This is a genomic window from Planococcus sp. ISL-110, from assembly GCF_018613575.1.
In the GTDB taxonomy this organism is placed as follows: Bacteria; Bacillota; Bacilli; order Bacillales_A; family Planococcaceae; genus Planococcus.
This window is the reverse complement of the sequence record NZ_JAGGPX010000007.1, coordinates 98,781-120,024: the sequence shown is the minus strand read 5'-3', so window position 1 is coordinate 120,024 and position 21,244 is coordinate 98,781. Positions and strand designations below refer to the sequence as shown.

The 21,244-nt window shown below is 46.1% G+C and carries 18 protein-coding genes, 1 pseudogene and 2 riboswitches; of the genes and pseudogenes, 14 read left to right on the top strand and 5 right to left on the bottom strand.

Annotation, left to right across the window (positions count from 1 at the left end; all coding sequences use genetic code 11):
• Positions 1 to 19: 19 nt before the first annotated feature.
• Both J7I83_RS04355 and cudC read right to left on the bottom strand, forming a co-directional pair.
• Positions 20 to 919 carry a glycine betaine ABC transporter substrate-binding protein gene (locus J7I83_RS04355; RefSeq protein ID WP_215099458.1) on the bottom strand — a complete coding sequence of 300 codons (900 nt, stop codon included), beginning with the start codon at positions 917 to 919 and terminating at the stop codon, positions 20 to 22.
• A gap of 186 nt (positions 920 to 1,105) precedes the next feature.
• Positions 1,106 to 1,657: a choline uptake/conversion transcriptional regulator CudC gene (cudC, locus tag J7I83_RS04350; RefSeq protein ID WP_215099457.1), complete on the bottom strand. Its 552-nt coding sequence runs from the start codon at positions 1,655 to 1,657 to the stop codon at positions 1,106 to 1,108.
• A gap of 732 nt (positions 1,658 to 2,389) precedes the next feature.
• Here cudC and betB point away from each other — a divergent pair.
• Both betB and betA read left to right on the top strand, forming a co-directional pair.
• Positions 2,390 to 3,862 carry a betaine-aldehyde dehydrogenase gene (gene betB, locus J7I83_RS04345; protein ID WP_483313428.1) on the top strand — a complete coding sequence of 491 codons (1,473 nt, stop codon included), beginning with the start codon at positions 2,390 to 2,392 and terminating at the stop codon, positions 3,860 to 3,862.
• Positions 3,863 to 4,084: 222 nt separating this feature from the next.
• Positions 4,085 to 5,767 carry a choline dehydrogenase gene (gene betA / locus J7I83_RS04340; protein WP_215099455.1) on the top strand — a complete coding sequence of 561 codons (1,683 nt, stop codon included), beginning with the start codon at positions 4,085 to 4,087 and terminating at the stop codon, positions 5,765 to 5,767.
• A gap of 257 nt (positions 5,768 to 6,024) precedes the next feature.
• Here betA and J7I83_RS04335 read toward each other — a convergent pair.
• Positions 6,025 to 7,333: pseudogene (locus tag J7I83_RS04335) on the bottom strand (glycoside hydrolase family 1 protein).
• 150 nt (positions 7,334 to 7,483) lie between these two features.
• Here J7I83_RS04335 and J7I83_RS04330 point away from each other — a divergent pair.
• On the top strand, positions 7,484 to 7,948 hold the full coding sequence (locus J7I83_RS04330; RefSeq protein WP_215099454.1) for a MarR family winged helix-turn-helix transcriptional regulator: 465 nt from the start codon (positions 7,484 to 7,486) through the stop codon (positions 7,946 to 7,948).
• Between the two features lie 102 nt (positions 7,949 to 8,050).
• Here the strand turns inward: J7I83_RS04330 and J7I83_RS04325 are convergent, their stop codons facing one another.
• Positions 8,051 to 8,557, bottom strand: a complete 507-nt coding sequence (locus J7I83_RS04325; protein ID WP_215099453.1) for a CarD family transcriptional regulator — start codon at positions 8,555 to 8,557, stop codon at positions 8,051 to 8,053.
• A 305-nt stretch (positions 8,558 to 8,862) separates the two neighbouring features.
• Here J7I83_RS04325 and J7I83_RS04320 point away from each other — a divergent pair, with 305 nt between their 5' ends.
• Both J7I83_RS04320 and J7I83_RS04315 read left to right on the top strand, forming a co-directional pair.
• Positions 8,863 to 9,075: a hypothetical protein gene (locus tag J7I83_RS04320; RefSeq protein ID WP_215099452.1), complete on the top strand. Its 213-nt coding sequence runs from the start codon at positions 8,863 to 8,865 to the stop codon at positions 9,073 to 9,075.
• A 117-nt stretch (positions 9,076 to 9,192) separates the two neighbouring features.
• Positions 9,193 to 9,711: a YehS family protein gene (locus J7I83_RS04315; protein ID WP_215099451.1), complete on the top strand. Its 519-nt coding sequence runs from the start codon at positions 9,193 to 9,195 to the stop codon at positions 9,709 to 9,711.
• A gap of 50 nt (positions 9,712 to 9,761) precedes the next feature.
• Here J7I83_RS04315 and J7I83_RS04310 read toward each other — a convergent pair whose 3' ends face one another.
• The gene (locus tag J7I83_RS04310) at positions 9,762 to 10,394 is read right to left on the bottom strand and encodes an NAD(P)-binding protein (RefSeq protein ID WP_215099450.1); all 633 of its coding nucleotides are present in this window, start codon (positions 10,392 to 10,394) and stop codon (positions 9,762 to 9,764) included.
• Positions 10,395 to 10,705: 311 nt separating this feature from the next.
• A riboswitch (SAM riboswitch) is annotated at positions 10,706 to 10,812 on the top strand.
• A gap of 136 nt (positions 10,813 to 10,948) precedes the next feature.
• On the opposite strand from J7I83_RS04310, the gene sat reads away from it, so the two are divergent.
• The 9 genes from sat (at position 10,949) to J7I83_RS04265 (ending at position 21,062) form a co-directional block, all read left to right on the top strand.
• Entirely contained in the window at positions 10,949 to 12,112 is a 1,164-nt protein-coding gene (gene sat, locus J7I83_RS04305; RefSeq protein WP_215099449.1) for a sulfate adenylyltransferase, read from the top strand.
• Between the two features lie 17 nt (positions 12,113 to 12,129).
• The gene (locus J7I83_RS04300) at positions 12,130 to 13,908 is read left to right on the top strand and encodes an SLC13 family permease (protein WP_215099448.1); all 1,779 of its coding nucleotides are present in this window, start codon (positions 12,130 to 12,132) and stop codon (positions 13,906 to 13,908) included.
• 11 nt (positions 13,909 to 13,919) lie between these two features.
• Positions 13,920 to 14,522, top strand: coding sequence for an adenylyl-sulfate kinase (gene cysC / locus J7I83_RS04295; protein WP_215099447.1), 603 nt, complete (start codon positions 13,920 to 13,922; stop codon positions 14,520 to 14,522).
• The gene (gene cysQ / locus J7I83_RS04290) at positions 14,522 to 15,337 is read left to right on the top strand and encodes a 3'(2'),5'-bisphosphate nucleotidase CysQ (protein ID WP_215099446.1); all 816 of its coding nucleotides are present in this window, start codon (positions 14,522 to 14,524) and stop codon (positions 15,335 to 15,337) included. Before cysC ends, cysQ begins: the two co-directional genes overlap by 1 nt.
• 137 nt (positions 15,338 to 15,474) lie before the next feature.
• Positions 15,475 to 15,591: riboswitch (SAM riboswitch) on the top strand.
• 184 nt (positions 15,592 to 15,775) lie between these two features.
• On the top strand, positions 15,776 to 16,489 hold the full coding sequence (locus tag J7I83_RS04285) for a phosphoadenylyl-sulfate reductase (RefSeq protein WP_251047451.1): 714 nt from the start codon (positions 15,776 to 15,778) through the stop codon (positions 16,487 to 16,489).
• A gap of 85 nt (positions 16,490 to 16,574) precedes the next feature.
• Complete coding sequence (gene cobA, locus J7I83_RS04280) at positions 16,575 to 17,351, top strand: uroporphyrinogen-III C-methyltransferase (protein WP_215099445.1); 777 nt, start codon at positions 16,575 to 16,577, stop codon at positions 17,349 to 17,351.
• Between the two features lie 12 nt (positions 17,352 to 17,363).
• Complete coding sequence (locus J7I83_RS04275; RefSeq protein WP_215099444.1) at positions 17,364 to 18,116, top strand: sirohydrochlorin chelatase; 753 nt, start codon at positions 17,364 to 17,366, stop codon at positions 18,114 to 18,116.
• Between the two features lie 22 nt (positions 18,117 to 18,138).
• Positions 18,139 to 18,948, top strand: coding sequence for a uroporphyrinogen-III synthase (locus tag J7I83_RS04270; RefSeq protein ID WP_215099443.1), 810 nt, complete (start codon positions 18,139 to 18,141; stop codon positions 18,946 to 18,948).
• Positions 18,949 to 19,223: 275 nt separating this feature from the next.
• Complete coding sequence (locus tag J7I83_RS04265; RefSeq protein ID WP_215099442.1) at positions 19,224 to 21,062, top strand: assimilatory sulfite reductase (NADPH) flavoprotein subunit; 1,839 nt, start codon at positions 19,224 to 19,226, stop codon at positions 21,060 to 21,062.
• Positions 21,063 to 21,244 lie beyond the last annotated feature (182 nt).

Genomic DNA, 21,244 nt, shown 5'->3' with positions numbered 1-21,244 from the left:
CGAGCTTTTATTCAAGTTCTTACTGTACCCATTCGCCAATCAATTCTTCATTCTCTTCAACCCATTTTGTAGCTCCAGCTAAAGGGTCTTCAGCACTTTCTACATATTCAATAAGCTCGCCGATTTGTTCATCTTCCATCTTCCAATTCTTCAACCACTCACTTACTTCTGGGTGATCTTCTTCAAATCCCTGTCTGGTAGCATGGTGAATTTTTTCTATCCCACCAAATGTGTTTTGTGGGTCTTCCAAAAATTTCAAATCGTATTTGGAGAATACCCAATGGGGGCTCCAAAGTGGTGCTACGATCGGTTCTTCATTTTTTATTGCTTCGCTGATTTCAGCTAGCATCGCAGCTTCAGAGCTTTGCAGCAATTTAAAGTCAAGATCATAGTCCTTGATCAATTGTTCTGTAACTTCCATCGTACCTGCGCCAGGATCAAAACCAACAATTTTGCTTCCGAAAATATCTTTATGTTCATTTAAGTCTTCCACACTATTAACTTCTTCTACGTAGCTTGGAACAATAAGTCCTACTTTTGCATTGTCATACCAAGTAGCCTCTGAGAAATTAACGGTATCCTGATATTCCTCCAGATAATTGGCATCCTGGACTGGTAACCATACTTCTAAGCTGGCGTCTATATCGCCGCTTTCCAACGCCTGCATCGTCACACCCATGTTCAAAACATTCAATTTAACGTCATACCCTTTTTCTTCCAGAATCACTTTCCACATGTTGGTTACGGCAATATTTTCTGCCCAGTTAATTTGGCTGATGGTTAATTCTTTAGTACCTTCCTCTACCTGTGTAGCTGTTTGATCACTATCCGATTCGCCATCAGTGTTCCCGCATGCTGTCAGTACAGTAACCATAAGTATCGCTGAAATAAAACTGAATTCTTTTCTCCATTTTCTCATATTGCAAAACTCCCCTTTTGTAATGATATCTATTAATTAAAATACATTTAAAAAATTAAATATATTAAGATTTTATTTAACGAATAGACCGTAAATAGCCCTTTCTTTTTATATAAAGCTGATAGCTTTATATAATGAGGCAATCTATAGCTGTTTTCCATAGACTGCCCGATAACTTTTCACTACTTAATCTTGATGTTTTTTCGGCAAGAATTCAAATATCTTACCGCTTCTTATACTTTCAACTAAGTCATCCAACCAGTGATAATAGGTTTTGGATTCTTCTAATTGATCGTAGTAATGCTTTGCTTCTGCAACAACTTCAGGTGTGGTGGCGGAGTCTTTTATGATTTCGATAAACTCTTCCTGTGATTCCTCGATCGCTTCCATATTCGTTTTTACTTCCCGTTCCCACATCTCACAATAAAACATCATAAACGAACGGAAGAAATTTTTCTCAGCTACATAAGTATGCTTTCTTGAACCGCGCGTAAATGTCTTTTTCACCATTTTTATTTCCTGAAGTTTGCGGACACCCGTACTCATACTGGGTTTGCTCATTTCAAGCTCGGTACGCATTTCATCAAGCGTCATTTGATCTTTAAAGTACATTGTTGCATATAAATTTGCAGCAGCAGGCGTCACTCCGTATAAATCCATTGTTTCTGCAATGGCGCCAATGACTTTATCCTTGGCTTCTTCTAATTTGATTTTGGATCTTTCACTGGATTCACTCATAATGTTGCTCCTTCGTTAATAAAGTAACTATATAAGTTGAACTAAAAAATTTACTTTTTTAACTCAAGAAGAGTGAAGAAACGAAGAAAGCACTCCAGGCGGACGCTTTCCGCGGACGAAGTGCTGCCGCAGGAAAGACAATGGTCGAAGCCTGCGAGACCAGGTCTTTGCGACGAAGCTAGCGCAGCGATGCAGGAGCACATCTTTGCCCTTTGCCGCCTTCCACTCTTTCTTCTAAGCGTCTTCGAACAACTGATCAACAGGATATGGAGCAAACCAGCGAAGACTCCCAAGGGAGCAGCGCAGCGACATCGTAAGAAATCCACTCGGGCGTCTTCGTCTTGCCCGAGTCCGTTCGGCGCAAGCCCTGGGCAGTTGTCGCGACAACTGCATGACCCACATCCTGTGGGCCCGAAAGCGGAGCTGGCTTGTGGAATATCCGTGACTGAATTGTTTCTATTATAAATTATTAGTTCAACTTACTATAGATTAAAAATTACTTAAATCTTCTTAACAGGCTTTATGTTAACCTGTACAGATTAAATGTCAAATGGAAAATGGTGATTTCACGGCTTGAAACGTTCACAATCCTAATAACCACAAAGGTTCTGAAGAAAATATTATACTTTCTACTAAAACTAATTTTGACAGCCATATAAAGGCGTGTTATGTTTTTAATGTTAAATAAATTCTTAACGAACTTAATTTATTACAAAACTGGAGTTGATGGATTTGAATTTAAAATTACAACAATATATTAATGGTGAATGGCTAGATGCAAAATCGGGAAAAGAACGTGAGATTATTAATCCTTTTAATCAGGATATTATCGCTGTTGTTCCAGAAGGCGATGCATCGGATGCAAAAGCAGCAATTTCTGCGGCAAGAGAAGCATTTGATCACGGAGCCTGGGCTTCTGCACCTGCAACTGAACGAGGGGCTATCGTAAGGAAAATTGCTGAATTGATTGAACGGGACAAACAGGAACTTGCTGAGTTGGAATCGTTGGATACGGGCAAAACAGTAGTGGAAAGCCAGGGTGACATGGATGATATCGCTGGCGTGTTTCGCTATTATGGAGAACTTGCAGATAAAAATGGCGGGGAATTGATAGCTTCTCCAGTGCCAAACTCCACCAGTAAAGTAGTTCACGAACCTGTTGGGGTTTGTGGGCAAATTACACCTTGGAATTATCCTTTGCTGCAGGCTTCATGGAAGCTGGCTCCGGCGCTGGTGACCGGAAATACTTTAGTGATGAAGCCAAGTGAAATTACACCACTTACTACTATAAAAGTATTTGAACTGATGGAAGAAGCAGGAGTGCCTGCGGGCGTTGCCAACCTGGTTCTTGGGACAGGCGACACAGTTGGTGCAGAGCTGTCGAGCAATACAGACGTAGACCTTATCTCTTTTACCGGTGGCCTTGCTACGGGCAAGAAAATTATGCAGGCGGCAAGCGTGAATGTGAAGAATCTCGCGCTTGAGCTTGGCGGAAAAAACCCAAATATCATCTTTGCGGATGCTGATTTTGAAGTAGCAGTCGATCAAGCGCTGAACGGGGTATTTTTCCATGCAGGACAAATTTGTTCCGCTGGTACGAGACTGATTGTAGAAGAAAGCATTCACGACGAATTCGTTAATGCACTTGTGGAACGGGTGAAGAAATTCAAGCTGGGAAGCGGTTTTGACGAAGAGACGCAAATGGGTCCACTTATTTCAGCTGAACATCTGACAAAAGTAGAAAAGTACGTAGAAACAGGGATTAAAGAAGGGGCTAGATTAGCCGTAGGGGGAAGACGCCCTGAAGAACCGGAATTGCAAAGGGGCTTTTTCTACTTGCCGACTATTTTTACGGATTGCACAACAGACATGAAAATTGTTCAAGAGGAAGCTTTTGGTCCAATTATCACAGTTGAGAAATTCCGTACAGAAGAAGAAGCGATAAAGCTTGCCAATGACTCAGTCTATGGACTTGCCGGAGGAGTTTGGACGAACGATACTGTGAAAGCTGAACGCTGTGCAACGAAAATGCGCATGGGTACTGTGTGGATCAATGATTTCAACCTGTACTTCCCGCACGCACCATGGGGTGGATTTAAGCAATCAGGTTTTGGACGTGAACTTGGCAGACAGGGCCTGGAAGAATATACAGAAACAAAGCATATATTCCAAAACCTGAAACCAGAAGCGATTAACTGGTTCTAAGCTACCAAGCAATGATCCAGGCTTTATAAAATCAATAAAAGGAAGAGGATTCAAGACTTCCTGTAATGTCGATGTCAATCCACTGAATTGGTTAAATATATTCTATAGAAGAAACACAAACTATTAATGAAATTTGAAAAATGAAGAAGGGTTTTTGAGCAATGCTTTTCTTGTTGTCTGACTCCTTTCCTTCTAATTTCAACATTCAAGGAGGAACAGAAAATGAGTGAAACATATGATTTTATTATTGTTGGGGGAGGCAGTGCGGGTTCCGTACTCGGCGATCGTCTAAGTGAAGATGGAACGAAAAATGTTCTTGTTTTAGAGGCAGGACGCAGTGATTATTCGTGGGACCTCTTGATTCAAATGCCGGCAGCTTTGCCATTTCCCGCAGGCAACAAGTTGTATGATTGGAAATACGAATCTGATCCTGAGCCATATATGAATGGACGTCGTATCAAGCATGCCCGGGGTAAAGTGCTCGGAGGCTCGAGTTCAATCAATGGGATGATTTACCAACGCGGAAACCCATTGGACTATGAACGATGGGGAGCAGATACAGGAATGGAAACATGGGATTTTGCCCACTGTCTTCCGTATTTTAAACGCTTGGAAACGGCTATAGCTTCACCGGATGATGATCTTCGTGGCCACGATGGACCTATCAAATTGGAACGCGGACCAGCGACAAATCCTTTGTTCCAAGCCTTCTTTAACTCAGGTGTAGAGGCTGGTTACTCACGAACTCCAGATGTAAATGGATTTCGCCAGGAGGGATTCGGACCATTTGATAAGCATGTCTTCAAAGGCAGACGCTTGTCAGCTTCACGGGCCTATCTGCATCCAGCCATGAAGCGTCAAAACCTGACGGTGAAAACCCGTGCTTTTGTTTCTGCCATCGAATTCGAAGGGACTCGAGCCAAAGGATTGACTTACCGGCAAAACGGCAAGACTCATTACGTAGAAGCAGGTGAAATCATCCTTTCAGGTGGGGCAATCAACACGCCGCAGCTGCTTCAACTGTCAGGTGTTGGAGATGCCGAACACCTTCGCTCCCTCGGCATTGAACCGGTACTGGATCTCCCAGGCGTAGGAGAAAACCTGCAGGATCATCTTGAAGTCTACATTCAATATTCTTGTCCGCTTCCTGTTTCCCAGCAGCCCAGCTTAAATAAAGCACGGATGCCTTTGATCGGCTTACAGTGGATTTTCACACGTACTGGGCCGGCAGCGACCAATCATTTTGAAGGCGGAGGTTTCGTCCGTTCAAACGAAGACGTGAAGTACCCGAATTTGATGTTCCATTTCCTTCCGGTAGCTGTACGCTACGATGGACAAAAGGCAGAAACCAAACACGGATTCCAAGTGCATGTTGGACCAATGTATTCTGATGCCCGGGGATCATTGAAAATCCGTTCGAAAGATCCGAAAGTGTATCCGAGCATGGTCTATAACTATCTTTCCACTGAACAGGACCGGCGCGAGTGGGTTGAAGCGGTGAAAGTTTCCCGGAAAATCATGTCTCAATCAGCGATGTCCTCTTATAACTCAGGGGAAATCTCACCTGGAGCGGCTGTCAGCACAGACGAGGAGATTTTGGAATGGGTGGCGAATGACGCGGAGACTGCCCTTCATCCATCCTGCACAGCAAAAATGGGACCTGCTTCAGACCCAATGTCTGTTGTAGATCCGTTAACCATGAAAGTGCACGGCTTAGAAAACGTCCGTGTGGTCGATGCATCTGCCATGCCATACGTTACAAACGGCAATATCCACGCACCTGTGCTGATGTTGGCGGAAAAAGCGGCCGACCTCATCCTTGGACATGAACCTTTAGAACCAATTCATGCCGATTTCTATCGTCATGGTGTGCATCCAGCTGATGCAGGCACTGTAACTGAATAAGGATTTCCATAAGAAGGGCTCGTTCACTACGTATTTATACATTGATGATCCATACCTGGAATTTCTATTGAACAAATTGAACAATAAGAAACCTGCATGAAAAGTAAGGCGTGGCAGACTAAAAAAATGAATAACCCCGACTGATGACTACTTTCTAAAAAGTAATCTCACTCGGGGTTTTTTTAGTTTTAGAACCAGAAATCAAAAGTTCGTGCAGGAAAATAATCTGGGGTTTTAAAATTATTGGACGGATGGATTCACAACTCTTCTCCACGCGTCTGGATCACATGCTTATACCAATGGAATGACAGCTTTTTCTTGCGGTTCAGTCCATCTTTATGGTCGACGTAGATAAAGCCGTATTGCTTTTTATAGCCGTTCAGCCAGCTCAGCAAATCGATGGCCGACCAGGCATAATAGCCCTTCAGGTTAATGCCTTACTGGATAGCTCTTTTGATGACTTTCAAATGTTCTTCAATGTACTTGATGCGCGGAACATCAACGACTTCACCTTCGATGATCGGGTCCTCATCGCCCAGCCCATTTTCAGTGACGTCCATCTTGACGGTCCGGTAGAAGCCGTCAAACGAAGGGTTGCCGGGAACCAGTGTCGAGCTTTCCCTTGAATGTTCCATGGACGAAACCGCTTCGTGATTTTTTTCCACATGGATGGGTTGGCAGTAGTTGAGTCCGATAAAATCGTTCTTGTCGGCGTTTCTTCTCAATGTATCCAGCTCTTCTTCTGTCCAGTCGGGTGTCCAACCGTTTTCCGCCAGCTGCTTGACCACGTAAGACGGGTATTCGCCTTTTAAAATCGGATCGTAATACCAGAAGGTTTCGTATTCATTAGCGTGCTGTGCTGCTTCTAAATTGTCTTTGTTGCTCTCGACGCTATAGGCGGGAAGGAACACATGGGTAATGCCGATTTCCCCTTATTGCTTCAGCTTCTTATAGGATTCCCCTGCTTTGGCGTGGGCGTAGAAAACGTTATGGGTCATCTGGAAGTATTTTTTTTCATCGTTTTGGATGCCTGGTGGATGAGCCCCTTTTAAGTAGCCCAATCCGCAGAACATGACGGTTTCATTAAACGTGATCCAATGCTTGACGCGGTCGCCAAAGGATTGGAAACAGATTTCCGCATACTTGACGAAGGCTCTAGCTGTCCGCTTATTGGTCCAGCCGCCGTCTTCTTCAAGTGCCAGCGGCAAATCCCAATGATATAATGTAACAAAGGAAACGATGCCGTATTTTAGGCATTCGTCGATTAGGTTGTTGTAGAATTCCAGGCCTTTTTCATTTACTGAGCCGTCACCGGCAGGCAAAATACGCCCAGGAAACGGAAAAGCGGTACGATTCAAGACCCATCTCTGCCATTAAGCGGATGTCTTCTTTGTAGCGGTGGTAATGGTCGACGGCGATATCATCATTTGTTCCTTCAAAGGTTTTCCCGGGAATCTTGGAAAAGACGTCCCAGTTGGTTGGCCCTTTGCCGTCTTTATTGGCGGCGCCTTCTACTTGATAGGAAGCAGAAGCTGCACCGAATAAAAAGACATGTGGAAATTTCAGTTGATGTTCTTCATTTGTCATCTCGCAAGACCTCCATCTGCATTTGTTGATTTACAGTATAGCAGGAGCGGAAGACAAATGAATGAGGGAGTGGAGGGGGTTGCAGCAATTTCTGTAAATTGACTTCCCCTGATGTAATCGGTATATTAAATGGCGAAGAAGATGATTGGAGTGAACCGTTTGGCCCCGGACGTGGAATTACAAAACTTAGATTTGATTGATTTATTGAGCGAACGACATATAGCGACGCGGAGGATTTCAGAGAACGCATGGAATGATGCGAGTGAGATCCATATTTCAAACTCTGAGTGGTATATTATGGCCCGCATTTATAAAAAGCAGCCCACCATTGCATACGTTACCAAAAATGTGGACATTTCCCGCCAGGCAATCCATAAATTCATTAAAAACCTGGCTGCCAAAGGATTGGTCGAGGTACAGAATGTGGAGAACAATAAAAAAGAGAAATGCATCCGGCTTACCGCTTTAGGCGAAGAATGCTTCGAGAAAAACGAAGCGCTGAAGGTTAGGCTGGAAAATAAGATCGCAGAAAAAATTGGTGGTGACCAATTGAATGCCCTCAAGGATATCTTGAAGGCCGATTGGGGAATATAATTTAAAACTTAAAGAACGCCCTGCTCTATCAATGGTTTGATAGAGCAGGGCGTTCTTTTTATATGGGCTTTATTAGTCCAGCAGAATGTATAAGCATGTTTCTTAACCTGCTGGAATCGGCTTGATTATGTCGTTGATCATTTTATTGATTTCTTCAAAGCTGGTGTCCAGTGAACGGGCCAGTTCCTGAAAGAGGATAATCTGGGTGTTATTCAGAAGTCTGTAGTCGCGCTCGTAGAAAGTCTTTTTCTCAAGCTGCGATTCGAATTTTTTGCGCATCAATGTGTTGATGACTTTTGCAATCTGCATCCGGTCTCCTGTATTGATGAGCTGAGAATACTGCTTCAGCCGTGAATTTGGCTGGTTGTCCCATTCTGCTCCCGGCTGTTTGAAGGTTTCGATGATTTCAAGGGCTTCTTCTTTCTGGAGAAGCTTCAGCATGACAACCTTTTCGTTATCGACAGGCGTACTGATGGTCACTCGGGTATTCTCCAAAGGATGCAATTTATAATATTTTTTTGTGACACCTGAAACTGTTTCGTCACGAATATCGTCAATTCTACATAGGCCATGGGCGGAATAAATGATGTGATCTCCAATAATAAACATTTTTTTCCTCCTAAAATGTAACTCAACTACTACTATAACACACAACTGATTAATTGTAAACTTGGTTGACAATTAGGCGTTGTGCTTTTTTATGAATTGAACTTAAAATCATGCTTTCAAACACCGCTCCGCCCCGTCCGTAGAACCGAAAGCGCAGCTGTTTTGCGGAATATCGGCAATGAAAAATCATTAGTTCAACTTGTATAGACATAAAAAAGACATAAAGAATGGATTGAAATATTTATAAATGGGGAATATAGTGGGAAACAAAGTTTTCGGCAATTCAAAGCGGAGGTAAAAAGGAAATGAAGAATGTAGAAGAAGCAAAGCGACTGCTCATTGCCGAGAAACTCAAGCATTATAATGAACGCTTGGCAGATATGGAGCGCGATTTGCAATTTTTTTATGAAGAATCGAAAGATGATGAAGAGTCTCTCGAAATTATCGTGGATCTGCAGAATAAGGTAAAGCAATTAAAAGAAGTGAAAAATAAGGAAAATCACGAGGCAGTCATATAAACTGTCTTTTTTGCTGTCTTTTTGTAAGCCTGATGGACTGAAGAATATGTGCTATTATTAGAATTGGATTTATCGTGGATAGACACAATTACTGGAAGTCAACAGGAGGCAAATAGAATGGACAATAATGATTTATTGATCAGACTGCGCTACGCGCTGGACATAAAAAACAACGACATGGTGGAGATTTTCAAACTGGGTGGCGTTGAACTGAGCAAGGCAGAAGTGCTGAAAGTGCTGACGAAAACCCCGGAAAGTGATGACGAAGACCATGACAGCATCTGGGCCGAGCAGGGGAACGAGGACTATATCAAAGCGGACGACCACTTGTACGAATCGTTTTTGAATGGTTTCATCATTTTCAAAAGAGGCCACCAGGAGCCTAAACCCGGCCAGCCTGAAATCCCGGCATTGACGGACGAGCGCTCAAACAACCTGTTGCTGAAAAAAGTGAAGATCGCTTTGCAGCTGAACAGCGAAGACATGCTGGAAATTTGGGATTTAGCTGGCGTGACCGTGACAAGAGGCGAACTTGGCGCATTACTGCGAAAAGTGGGCCACAAAAATTACAAAGAATGCGGCGATCGCTATGCACGGAACTTCCTGAAAGGCCTGGCGATCAGATACAGAAAATAAAAAGATTTAACAGCACTTGATTCAGGACAAGCGAAAGGCTTCGGAGCGACTTATTCCGAAGCCTTTTTTGCATCCACAAGCAACCGCAATTGACAGAGTGTCTGTTGCTGGGTCTCGACCTGTAAAAATGACTCATCCAGAAATTCGCGCAAGTATTCCTCTCTGGCGTTTCTGGAAAGCTGACTTTGCTTGAGAAGCTGCCGGGCTCTAAAAAGAAACTCCAAGTATAGTTCGTAGCTTTCGTCAAACTGGTTTTGCAGATCGTATTTGATTTTCTTTGCGAGCATCGGGCTTGCGCCGTTTGTGGAAACCGCGATGCTCAATTTGCCTCTCTTGAAATGCGCAGGAAAATGGACATTGCCGGACTCGGCTTCAGCAGAAGCGTTTACCAGGCAATGCGGGGGAGCAGCTTTTCGTGCAGCTGCATTGACGGTCGGATCGTCTGTAGCAATGATCAGCATGAACGCTGCCTCTGCATCTTTCGGCTGGAAGTCTTTTGGCTTCCAAGTAATTGTTCCTTCCTCAGCCCAATCGGCTATTTCTGTAGTCACCGCAGGACTGACCACCGTCAGCAAAGCTCCGCTATCGAGCAAACCATCCAACCGCCGCTTTGCGACGCGCCCGCCTCCAACAACTACCACTCTTCTGTCTTCCAGCTCGATCATGATGGGAATCACCGTCATCTTCTCCGCCTCCTTGCCTCACTTAATACTAGCAAACTAATTCCTTTTTGCGTTGAACAGAATCATTCAGCTGTTAATCCTTTAGAAAACTCTGTCCACGGGCTTGTTGCGAAAGCTATGCCCAAAGCGGCATATCACCGTCAACTTCTCACACACAAAATAATTTTATTCCTCCGCCCCTTTGACGTACGGGCTTTTCCGTCTGAAAAAATAAAAAAATTCAAAACATAGTTTGACACTCGGAATAGTATATTATATACTTTGTGAAATCAAACATTTCAAACAATTTCCCATTAAAAATTGAATACGCGTTCTTATCTAGAGAGACGGAGGGATTGGCCCTTTGATGTCTCAGCAACCCTCCTTTAAGGAAACGGTGCTAACTCCAATAGGCTTTCATCAGCCTAGAAGATAAGAAGATTGTTTTGTTTTTCCGGACCTTCTTCTTATTGAAGAGGGTCCTTTTCTTTTTGTCCGAACGCCTTGGAAGTTTGGTTCCCGAACGGTTTTAAAGTGAATACCAGAAAGAAAAAACTAACCTTGGAGGTAATAAAATGACGAGCAAAGCACACGGTGGAGATTTGGTAAACAGACAGATGACCGGTACTGAAAGAGAAAAGGCACTGACAAATGCAGAATCGTTTTCGTCTTTAGTCATTTCGGATTGGGCGATCTCGGATTTGGAACTGATCGGCATTGGCGGGTTTAGCCCATTGACGGGCTTTCTTGGGCAAAAAGATTATGAAAGTGTGGTACATACTTCACGCCTCAGCAATGGCACGGTTTGGAGTGTGCCGATTACGCTGTCGGTTACGAAAGAAGAAGCGGACAACTACAAAGTCGGCGATGAAATTTCCCTTAAAGGCGCAGACGGTGTCATTTACGGAACACTGGAACTGACGGAAAAGTACGCTTACGACAAAGCGTTGGAGGCGGAAAAGATTTACGGCACGACAGAAGAAGCGCATGCCGGTGTGAAAAAGCTTTATGAACGCGGCGCTGTCTACCTGGCTGGCCCTATCACCTTACTAAACCGTCCGGACCATAGCGAGTTTGAAGAATTCCATTTGGATCCGGTTGAAACGCGCCAACTGTTCCAGGAGCTTGGATGGGAAACGATTGTTGGCTTCCAGACGCGAAACCCAGTGCACCGCGCACATGAATATATTCAGAAAGCGGCATTGGAAGTGGTGGATGGCTTATTGCTGAACCCGCTCGTGGGCGAAACGAAATCTGATGACATATCAGCAGCGGTGCGGATGGAAAGCTACCAGGTCATTTTAAAGCATTATTATCCTGCAGACCGAGCGCGCCTGGCCATCTATCCGGCTGCAATGCGCTATGCAGGGCCGAAAGAAGCCGTTCTTCATGCCATTGTCCGAAAAAATTACGGCTGCACGCATTTCATAGTCGGACGCGATCATGCTGGCGTCGGCGATTATTACGGCACATATGAAGCGCAGGAATTCATCAGCCAGTTTGAAGATGAATTGGGCATTCAAATTTTCAAATTCGAGCATTCATTTTACTGCAATGTATGCGAAAACATGGCGACAGCCAAAACCTGCCCACATACCGCAGAAAACCATGTCCATTTAAGCGGCACGAAAGTCCGTGAATTGCTTCGCAACGGGGAAAAGCCACCGAAGCAGTTTTCCCGTCCGGAAGTAGCCGATGTGCTCATCAAAGGCTTGCGGGAGACCGTAATCAGTAACTAATTAGAGGATGGTTGCCCATGTCAGTCCAAATGATTTTTGTGCTCATTGTCATTGTCGCTATGGTCAGTGCCTTGCTTTTTGAAATTGCGCGTCCGGATATGATCGTATTTTCAGCCTTGGTGGTGTTGCTGCTGTCCGGGATCTTAACGACAGAAGAAGCATTGCGTGGATTTTCCAATCCCGGAATGTTGACGATTGCCTTATTATTCATCGTTGTCGGTACTGTACAAAAGCATGGCCTGATCGACCAGATGATGATTGGCTGGCTGAACAAGGGAAAAAGCCTGAAAGGTTCATTGTTTCGTATTTTTCTTCCGCTTCCACTGTTTTCCGCTTTTTTGAATAACACACCGATAGTTGTGACATTGACGCCCTTATTAAAGAAATGGTGTGAAGAACGGAACATCGCGCCATCCAAAGTCTTGATTCCGTTATCGTATGTAACGATTTTAGGAGGTACCATCACGTTGATGGGAACCTCCACCAATCTGGTGGTGCACGGCATGCTGATCGATTATGGCCTTCCGGGATTTTCCTTGTTCCAATTGGCGATTGTCGGCATTCCCATCACCATTGTCGGCTTGGTTTATTTGTTTACTGTGGGGAATATGCTATTGCCCGAAAACAAAGGCTTCAGCAAGAAGGTCGTTGAAGATTCCCGGAAATACATCGCCGAAATGATGGTGGAAGAAACGTTTCCACATGCCAACCAAACAGTCGAACAGGCAAAGCTGCGTGATTTGAAAGGGCTGTACTTGATTGAAATTATTCGGGATGAGACTCGAATTTCATCGGTCAGCTCCAAAACCATCATCCAGTCGGGAGACCGCCTGATTTTTACCGGGCTCATTTCGAACATTACCGATCTGCAAAAAAGAAAAGGGCTGACCTTAAAGACCGGAACCGATCTCCAACTGGAAGATTTGAAGCACGGCAATACGCAACTGGCCGAAGCGGTAGTTTCCCATGAATCCTCGCTGTTGTCGAAAACGATCAAGCAATCTCAATTCCGCTCGCGCTATGATGCAGGAGTCATGGCAGTGCATCGCAATAACGAGCGCATCAAAAGCAAAGTCGGAGATATTATCCTGCGGCCGGGAGACACGTTGCTGCTGCTCGCCGGAACCGGATTTGTGGAAAAATACCAGCAGTCCAATGATTTTTACGTGGTTTCTTCCATGAAGACCCCCAAGTCGCTGCAGGAAAGCCGCTTTGTCGGCTGGTTTTCGCTGCTGGTGTTATTGGGAGCCATCGCTCTTGTGGTTGTCGGCTGGCTGAGCATGTTCAAAGCCATGGCACTAGCAGTGCTGATTTTATTGGTGACCAAATCGATTTCCATGGATGATGCAAAAAATGATGTGCAGTTTAACGTACTGCTGCTGATTGCCAGTGCGTTCGGAGTTGGAGCGGCGATGACCAAGACCGGTCTGGCGCAATGGGCGGCGGACGGACTGTTGGCAATTGGACAGCCATTCGGCCTGCTGGCCATTCTGGTTTTGATTTACTTGCTGACCAGCATCTTTACAGAGCTGATCACCAATAGTGCTGCCGCTGTCTTGATGATTCCAATCGGCATTGAAATAGCCAGCAATCTGCAGCTTGACCCAATAGGCTTTGCCGTCATCATCACCATTGCCGCATCAGCCAGCTTTGTCACACCTATCGGCTATCAAACCAATTTGATCGTCTACGGACCGGGCGGCTACAGATTTATGGATTATGTCAAAGTAGGGACGCCCCTCAGCATTTTGGTTATGTCGGTCACCATCACAATTGTTTACTATTACTGGTTTTAGGAGGAGAAAAAATGAGCAAATCAACGAATATCGTCTGGCATGAATCGAGTGTCACCAAAGAAGACAGACAGAAATTGAATAATCACAAAAGCGGTGTCCTGTGGTTTACCGGATTGTCGGGTTCAGGAAAGTCGACGGTGTCGGTAGCCCTTGAAAAAGAAATCCACGCACTCGGGATCCGTACGTATTTGCTGGACGGCGACAATGTTCGCCACGGTTTGAATAAAAACCTGGGATTTAGTCCGGAAGACCGCACAGAAAACATCCGCCGGATCGGTGAAGTCGGAAAGTTGATGAGCGACGCAGGCGTGTTGACCTTGTCCGCGTTTATCTCACCATATCAGGAAGACCGCGATCAAGTTCGCGCCTTGCTCGAAAAAGGCGAATTTATCGAAATTTATGTAAAATGCAGCGTGGATACTTGCGAGAACCGCGATCCGAAAGGCCTTTATAAAAAAGCTAGAGCCGGCGAAATCAAAGGTTTTACAGGGATTGATGCTCCCTACGAAGAACCGGTAAATCCCGAAATCATTATCGAAACCGACAAGCAGAATTTAGAAGAGTCGGTGCAGGTGATCATTGATTATTTGAAGAAAGCTGGCTACTTGGGCTAATGGAAAAAAGCATTGATCTAATCACCCTGCTTGAAATCAGCTTATCGGCTGGAAAAGAAATTATGGAGGTATACGAAGAAAAGTTGGCAGTCGAGACAAAAGCGGACGAGTCACCGTTGACCATTGCTGATCAGCGGTCACATCAAGTTATTGAATCGGGGCTGAAGAGCGCTTACCCGAACATACCGGTCCTGAGTGAAGAAGGCAACGAGATCCTTTATAAAGAACGGAAAAACTGGAAGCGGTTTTGGCTGGTGGATCCGCTCGACGGCACCAAGGAATTCATCAAGCGCAATGGTGAGTTTACCGTCAACATCGCTTTGGTCGAAGAGAACTACCCGGTTCTGGGAGCTATTTATGTGCCGGCAACCGATGTTTTCTATTACGGCGAAGAAAACGGCGGCGCATACAAAGTGGAAGGCGCTTCAGCTGAAAAGTTTGGAAATACCGAAGAATTGCGTGGAAAAAGCACACCGCTGTCAGTCAGGAAAGCTACAGAAAAAATCTGTGTCGTCACGAGCCGTTCCCATATGTCTGCTGAAACCGAAGGCTTTATTGAACGCTTGAAAGACGGCGGCAAACCGGTCGAGCGTCTGTCGGCTGGCAGTTCGCTGAAGTTCTGCCTGGTGGCGGAAGGGCAGGCGGATTATTATCCCCGCTTTGCGCCGACAATGGAATGGGATACGGCTGCCGGGCAGGCGATTGTCGAAGCGGCAGGCGGCACTGTAAAAAGCGCCAAAGATCAAAGCCGCTTTGCCTATAACCGGGAAAGCCTGAGGAATGACTGGTTTTTGGCAACCGGACGGAATGAATAATTCGGTGAATAAAGAAAGAAGGAATCCTGAAAAACATAAATCGTAAGTAAATGATATTTTCAGAATTTTATTGACAGTGATCTTTTCTTGCTATAGTATTTAGACAAATATTAAAACCAAGTAATCTTATAAGGTATTTCTTATCATGAGAGGTGGAGGGACTGGCCCTTTGAAGCCTCGGCAACAGCTCTGGTCTTTGACTGGGGATCATGTGCCAATTCCAGCAGGTCCTAATCGGATCTGGAAGATAAGAAGGCAGGCCGCCGCAAATGCGCATGGATCCCTCTCTTCTTGTTCTATTGGAAGAGGGGGTTTTGTTTTATATTTTATGGTGGGAAATTCATTGGATTGTCCACCTGGAGCGATTTCTTCACCTCTTACTTTAATAGATAAAGAAGGAGTACAAAATACAAGGTTAGTTTAAAGGAGGAAGATAGGATGAGCCACGCTGTTTCGTACGAGCAATTTACTGGAGATCCATTCAAGGACCTGGCACCGACCGACTCCTTGAAAGGTGCCGCTGATATTTTGCAATGGGCTTATGATTCCTACGGGGAAGATGTGGTTTATGCCTGCAGCTTTGGAGCCGAGGGCATGGTGTTGATCGATCTGATTTCCAAAGTGAAAAGCGATGCGGAAGTGGTGTTCTTGGATACGGACGTCCACTTCGACCAAACCTATGAATTGATTGAACGCGTCAAAAAGCGCTACCCGAAATTGAATATCCGCATGAAAAAACCGGAATTGACTTTGCAGGAGCAAGCTGACCAGTTCGGCGACGAACTGTGGAACAGCCAGCCGGATAAATGCTGTGACATCCGCAAGGTCAAACCGCTTGAACAAACACTTTCTGGTTCACAGGCCTGGATTTCCGGCTTGAGAAGAGAGCAGTCGGCAAGCCGCAGCATGACGGATTTCATCAACAAAGACAATCGGTTCAAGTCCGTCAAGATTTGCCCGTTGATCCACTGGACATGGGACGATGTTTGGCAGTATATCCAATTGAACGGCCTTGAATATAACATTTTGCATGACGAAGGCTATCCGAGCATCGGCTGCAAGCATTGCTCGTTCGCAGTAACGACTGATGGAGACAGCCGCGACGGAAGATGGAAAGGCTTTGCGAAAACCGAATGTGGCCTGCATACATAACCTGGCCAGCAATAGGTATGAATTAACGATCAGAAAATGGCGCAACCTTCGTTTCTCTGGTTGAAAAAAGGAGTCTAGGAAGCTTATGAAAAAAGTCTATTTAGTTGGTGCAGGTCCAGGCGACCTTGATTTGATTACAGTGAAAGGGCTGAAGGCCATCCAAAAGGCCGATGTCATCCTTTATGATCGCTTAATAAACCAGGAATTGCTGGACGAAGCGAAAGAACAGGCCGAATTGATTTATTGCGGCAAGAGACCCGATAACCATTCATTGAAACAGGAAGAAATCAACGAGTTGCTGTGCCGATTCGCGCTTCAGGGAAAAACCGTCACGCGCTTGAAAGGCGGTGATCCGTTTGTCTTTGGCAGAGGCGGAGAAGAAGCGGAAGCGTTGGTTGACCACAACATCCCGTTTGAAATTGTTCCAGGAATCACAGCCGGCATCGCGGCACCTGCCTATGCCGGAATTCCGGTGACCCATCGCGATTACAGTTCATCTGTAGCTTTTATTTCAGGAGTCAGCAAAGTGGGCGTCGATCAGGATGAATACTGGGAGCATGTGGTCAAAAGCATGGATACGTTGTGCATCTACATGGGTGTCAGCAAGCTTCCGGAAATCTGTGGCCGATTGCTGCGCCATGGCCTGAAACCCACGACACCGATTGCTTTGATTGAATGGGGCACAACGGAGCGGCAGCGGACAGTAACGGGAACGCTCGAGGATATTATTCGAAACGCCAAAGGCTTCGAGAATCCTTCGATGATAGTGGTGGGAGAAGTGGTCCGCCTAAGAAGCAAATTGCAATGGTATGAGCAGCTGCAAGACGAACAGCAATTTCAGCTTGCCGCACATGTGGGATAAGGAGATGAGAACATGCAGGCTGTATTATATGTAAGCCACGGGAGCCGAGTAAAAGAAACGCGCCAGGAAGCGATGGCATTTATGGAGCAGGTACACCAAAAAGTCGATGTTTCCCTTCAGGAAACCTGCTTTTTGGAGTTGGCCAGTCCGGATATTGGCGAAGGAATCGACAGCCTTATCAAGCAGGGCGCGACAGCTATCGCAATCGTTCCGGTTCTCTTGCTGAGCGCCGGACATTATTACGAAGACATTCCGGATGAAGTCAAAAAATCAGCATTGCGCTATCCGGGCATCCGCTTTACTTACGGAAAACCGCTCGGAGTGCAGGATCGGCTCGTGGAAATTTTAGCTGAGCGGCTGCGGGAAACAGGGGTGGAGCGTTTGCCTGAAGCAGAAATTTTGTTGGTTGGCCGAGGTGGGAAAAGTTCGGAAATCACCCGTTCGGTCGAAGAAATAGCGGCAAAATTGGCGGTGAAAGCCAATGTGTCCAACATCGATGTCTGTTATCTGGCTGCCAGCGCTCCGTCATTTGATGAAGGGTTGCAAGTTTCCATCAATTCCGGCAGCAAACAGATTTTCGTCGTTCCTTATTTATGGTTTACGGGACTCTTGGTGAAATCAATGCAGAAAAAAATCAACGGTTTGTCTTCGGACGAACAGCAAATCATATTATGTGGATATTTAGGCGATCATCCATCCATGGTGGATGCCCTCGCCGAACGCGCGCATGAAGCGCTGCAAAGCGAACAGCAGCCGGCGTGGTGAATGACAGAAGGAGTGATTGAATATGAATGGATTGGCCGGAAAGAAAATAGGCGTGGCAGCTGTCCGTGCCGCAAAAGAAATCAGCGTGCTGATTGAAAAGCAATCCGGGACTCCTGTCATTCTCCCGATTCAGGGAAGGCAGCGGCTAAACGAAGATATCAGCGCACAAAACATCACGGATTTTTTAGCCGAAGATTTTGACTGGGTTATCTTCACGACCGGCATCGGAGCGAGGACATTAACAGATTCCGCAGAAAACACCGGCCTGCAATCGCGCTACATTGAAAAGCTGAAAGAAACGCAGCTGGCCGTTCGAGGAAGCAAAACGATGAAGTGGATCAAAGAGCATGGCTTGGAGCCGGTTCATGTTTCGGAAGATGGAACAATGGACAATCTGCTGGCAGCTTTAGCGGAAGAATACAAAGGCAAAAGCCCGCAGCGGATCTTTTTGCAGGCTTACGATCTGGATGACCATAAGCTGAAAAGCATTTTGGAGAAAAATGGCCATTCGGTTTACTTATCCCGCCCGTATTCCTACGAAAAACCGGATGCTCTCGTAGTGGACCGGTTAAAACAGTCGATCATCGAACAGTCTTTAGACGCCATTGTCTTTACCAGCAAAACGCAGGTCAAGAACATTTTTGCAGAACCCGACCAAGGAAAACAATTGGTCAAAGCTTTTAACGACCGGGTGCTGGCAGTAGCCGTCGGAAAAGTCACGGCCAAAGAACTGGAAAGCAATGGCATCAAACAAGTGCTTCAGCCCGAACACCAAAAAATGGGAGCAATGATCGTAGCGATCGATCATCATTACCGCCAGCAGCATGTGTGAGTGTAGTTTAGAGGATGAAGATAGATAACACAGAGTAATGATTGTTTTGTGCCGATATTCCGCAAAACAGCTGCGCTTTCCGCGGGCTCGCGCCTAAGCCTCCTCAGTCGTTGCACTCCCTGCGGGGTCTCAGTCGTCTCGCTATACCGCAGGAGCTTGCGACGGAGGCTCAGCGCTTCGTCCGCGGAAAGCGTCCGCCCAGAGCGATTTCTTCAACTCAACGCTCCTTATAAGAATTAATGATAAAAAATAAACGGATTTCGAGGTGAAACAATTTGCAATTGCAGACAATGAACAGCCCATTCGATCAGGAACAGGTAGAGCTTATCAATCGCTTATTGCCGATGCTGACCGACAATCAGAAAATCTGGCTGAACGGCTATCTGGCCGGCTCGCAGTCAGCCGCTACAGTCGCTGTGCAGGAACAGCCTGGATTGGAATGGTATGCGCAGCAAGGCAGCGCACCTGTTGCCACCCGTGAAATCACCATTTTGGTCGGCTCCCATACAGGCAACTGCCAATCGGTTGCCAAGGATGTTTCGAAAAAACTGCAGGCCAAAGACTACCAGGTAAAACTCACGCCAATGGATGAGTTTAAACCGAAAGACCTGAAAAAAGTCCAAGATTTGCTGATCATCACGAGTACGCATGGGGACGGCCATCCGCCGGATAACGCTCTTGCCCTCTATGATTTCCTGCACAGCAAACGGGCACCGCAGCTTGACGATGTCCGGTTTTCGGTCTTGTCTCTGGGGGACAGCTCTTACGAATTTTTCTGCCAGACCGGCAAAGATTTTGACAAGCGTCTGGAGGAGTTGGGGGCCAAACGCATCCATCCGCGTGTGGATGCCGATTTGGACTTTGAAGAACCCGCAGAAGAATGGTTTGATGGCATCTTCAGCGTATTGAATAAAGAAAGAGAAACAGATCGTCCGGGCGCTCCAGCGGCTTCGGCGGCTCAAGAAGCTGCACCAGCCAGCCAACCGGCCTATTCCCGCAGCAATCCGTTCAACGCGGAGGTTCTGGAAAATATCAACTTGAATGGCCGTGGTTCGAATAAGGAAACCCGGCACCTGGAGCTCGACCTGGAAGGCTCTGGACTGCAATATGAGCCGGGCGACAGCCTCGGGATTGTTCCAGAAAACGAAGACAAGCTGGTTGATCAACTGATAGCTGCAACAGGATGGAATCCAGATGAACCGATCTCCATCAACAAGCAAGGCGATACGGGTTCATTACGCGATGCATTGATTTCGACCTTTGAAATCACTATCCTGTCGAAGCCGTTGCTTGAAAAAGCGGCAGCTTTTGCGGACGGTGATGCATTGGCTAATTTACTGGAACCTGAAAACAAAGAACAGCTGCAGGCTTACATCTATGGAAGAGACCTGATCGATTTGACGGAAGATTTTGGTCCTTGGCAAGTGTCTGCTGCTGAATTCATTAAAATACTGCGCAAAATCCCGGTTCGCCTGTATTCGATTGCCAGCAGTTTAACGGCGAATCCGGATGAAGTTCATTTGACTGTAGGAGCGTTGCGCTATGAAGCGAATGGGCGTAAGCGGACGGGCGTCTGCTCGACGCAATGCGCAGAGCGCGCTGAAATCGGCGCGACCTTGCCGGTGTTCATCCAAAGCAACAGCAATTTCCGATTGCCTGAAAATCCGGAAACACCGGTCATTATGATCGGTGCCGGAACAGGAGTCGCCCCTTACCGTGCCTTCATGGAAGAGCGGGAAGAAAGGGATGCTCTGGGCGATGCATGGCTGTTTTTCGGTGAACAGTATTTCGTCACCGATTTCCTTTACCAGACCGAATGGCAAAAATGGCTGAAGGACGGGGTTCTGACGAAAATGGATGTAGCCTTTTCCCGTGATACAGCAGAAAAGGTTTACGTCCAGCATCGTTTGTTGGAGAAGAGCCAGGAAGTGTACCAATGGCTGGAAGCGGGTGCCAATGTCTATGTCTGCGGCGATGAAAAATACATGGCCAAAGACGTGCATGCCACACTGGCCAAAATTCTGGAGCAGGAAGGCAATATGACTGCGGAACAAGCGGAAGACTATTTAACGTCCATGCGCAGCGACAAACGTTATTTGCGTGATGTTTATTAAGTAAATCTGCGCCATGCGTGAACTGACATTTTTTTATGTTTTTAACTGGATCATAGGAAGTAAGAGCGGAAGGCGGCGACTCCTGCAGAAAAACGGAGTGATGAGACCTCGCAGGAGCTTGCAACGAGGAGGCTCAGCGCTTCGTCGCAAACGAGTCAGGCACAGCCCGACTCGCTTTCTGC

Bases quoted from the DNA above. Each gene is read 5' to 3' on its own strand.
- J7I83_RS04355 (WP_215099458.1), bottom strand. From the start codon at position 919: ATGAGAAAATGGAGAAAAGAATTCAGTTTTATTTCAGCGATACTTATG.
- cudC (WP_215099457.1), bottom strand. From the start codon at position 1,657: ATGAGTGAATCCAGTGAAAGATCCAAAATCAAATTAGAAGAAGCCAAG.
- betA (WP_215099455.1), top strand. From the start codon at position 4,085: ATGAGTGAAACATATGATTTTATTATTGTTGGGGGAGGCAGTGCGGGT.
- J7I83_RS04330 (WP_215099454.1), top strand. From the start codon at position 7,484: ATGGCGAAGAAGATGATTGGAGTGAACCGTTTGGCCCCGGACGTGGAA.
- J7I83_RS04325 (WP_215099453.1), bottom strand. From the start codon at position 8,557: ATGTTTATTATTGGAGATCACATCATTTATTCCGCCCATGGCCTATGT.
- J7I83_RS04320 (WP_215099452.1), top strand. From the start codon at position 8,863: ATGAAGAATGTAGAAGAAGCAAAGCGACTGCTCATTGCCGAGAAACTC.
- J7I83_RS04315 (WP_215099451.1), top strand. From the start codon at position 9,193: ATGGACAATAATGATTTATTGATCAGACTGCGCTACGCGCTGGACATA.
- J7I83_RS04310 (WP_215099450.1), bottom strand. From the start codon at position 10,394: ATGACGGTGATTCCCATCATGATCGAGCTGGAAGACAGAAGAGTGGTA.
- sat (WP_215099449.1), top strand. From the start codon at position 10,949: ATGACGAGCAAAGCACACGGTGGAGATTTGGTAAACAGACAGATGACC.
- J7I83_RS04300 (WP_215099448.1), top strand. From the start codon at position 12,130: ATGTCAGTCCAAATGATTTTTGTGCTCATTGTCATTGTCGCTATGGTC.
- cysC (WP_215099447.1), top strand. From the start codon at position 13,920: ATGAGCAAATCAACGAATATCGTCTGGCATGAATCGAGTGTCACCAAA.
- cysQ (WP_215099446.1), top strand. From the start codon at position 14,522: ATGGAAAAAAGCATTGATCTAATCACCCTGCTTGAAATCAGCTTATCG.
- J7I83_RS04285 (WP_251047451.1), top strand. From the start codon at position 15,776: ATGAGCCACGCTGTTTCGTACGAGCAATTTACTGGAGATCCATTCAAG.
- cobA (WP_215099445.1), top strand. From the start codon at position 16,575: ATGAAAAAAGTCTATTTAGTTGGTGCAGGTCCAGGCGACCTTGATTTG.
- J7I83_RS04275 (WP_215099444.1), top strand. From the start codon at position 17,364: ATGCAGGCTGTATTATATGTAAGCCACGGGAGCCGAGTAAAAGAAACG.
- J7I83_RS04270 (WP_215099443.1), top strand. From the start codon at position 18,139: ATGAATGGATTGGCCGGAAAGAAAATAGGCGTGGCAGCTGTCCGTGCC.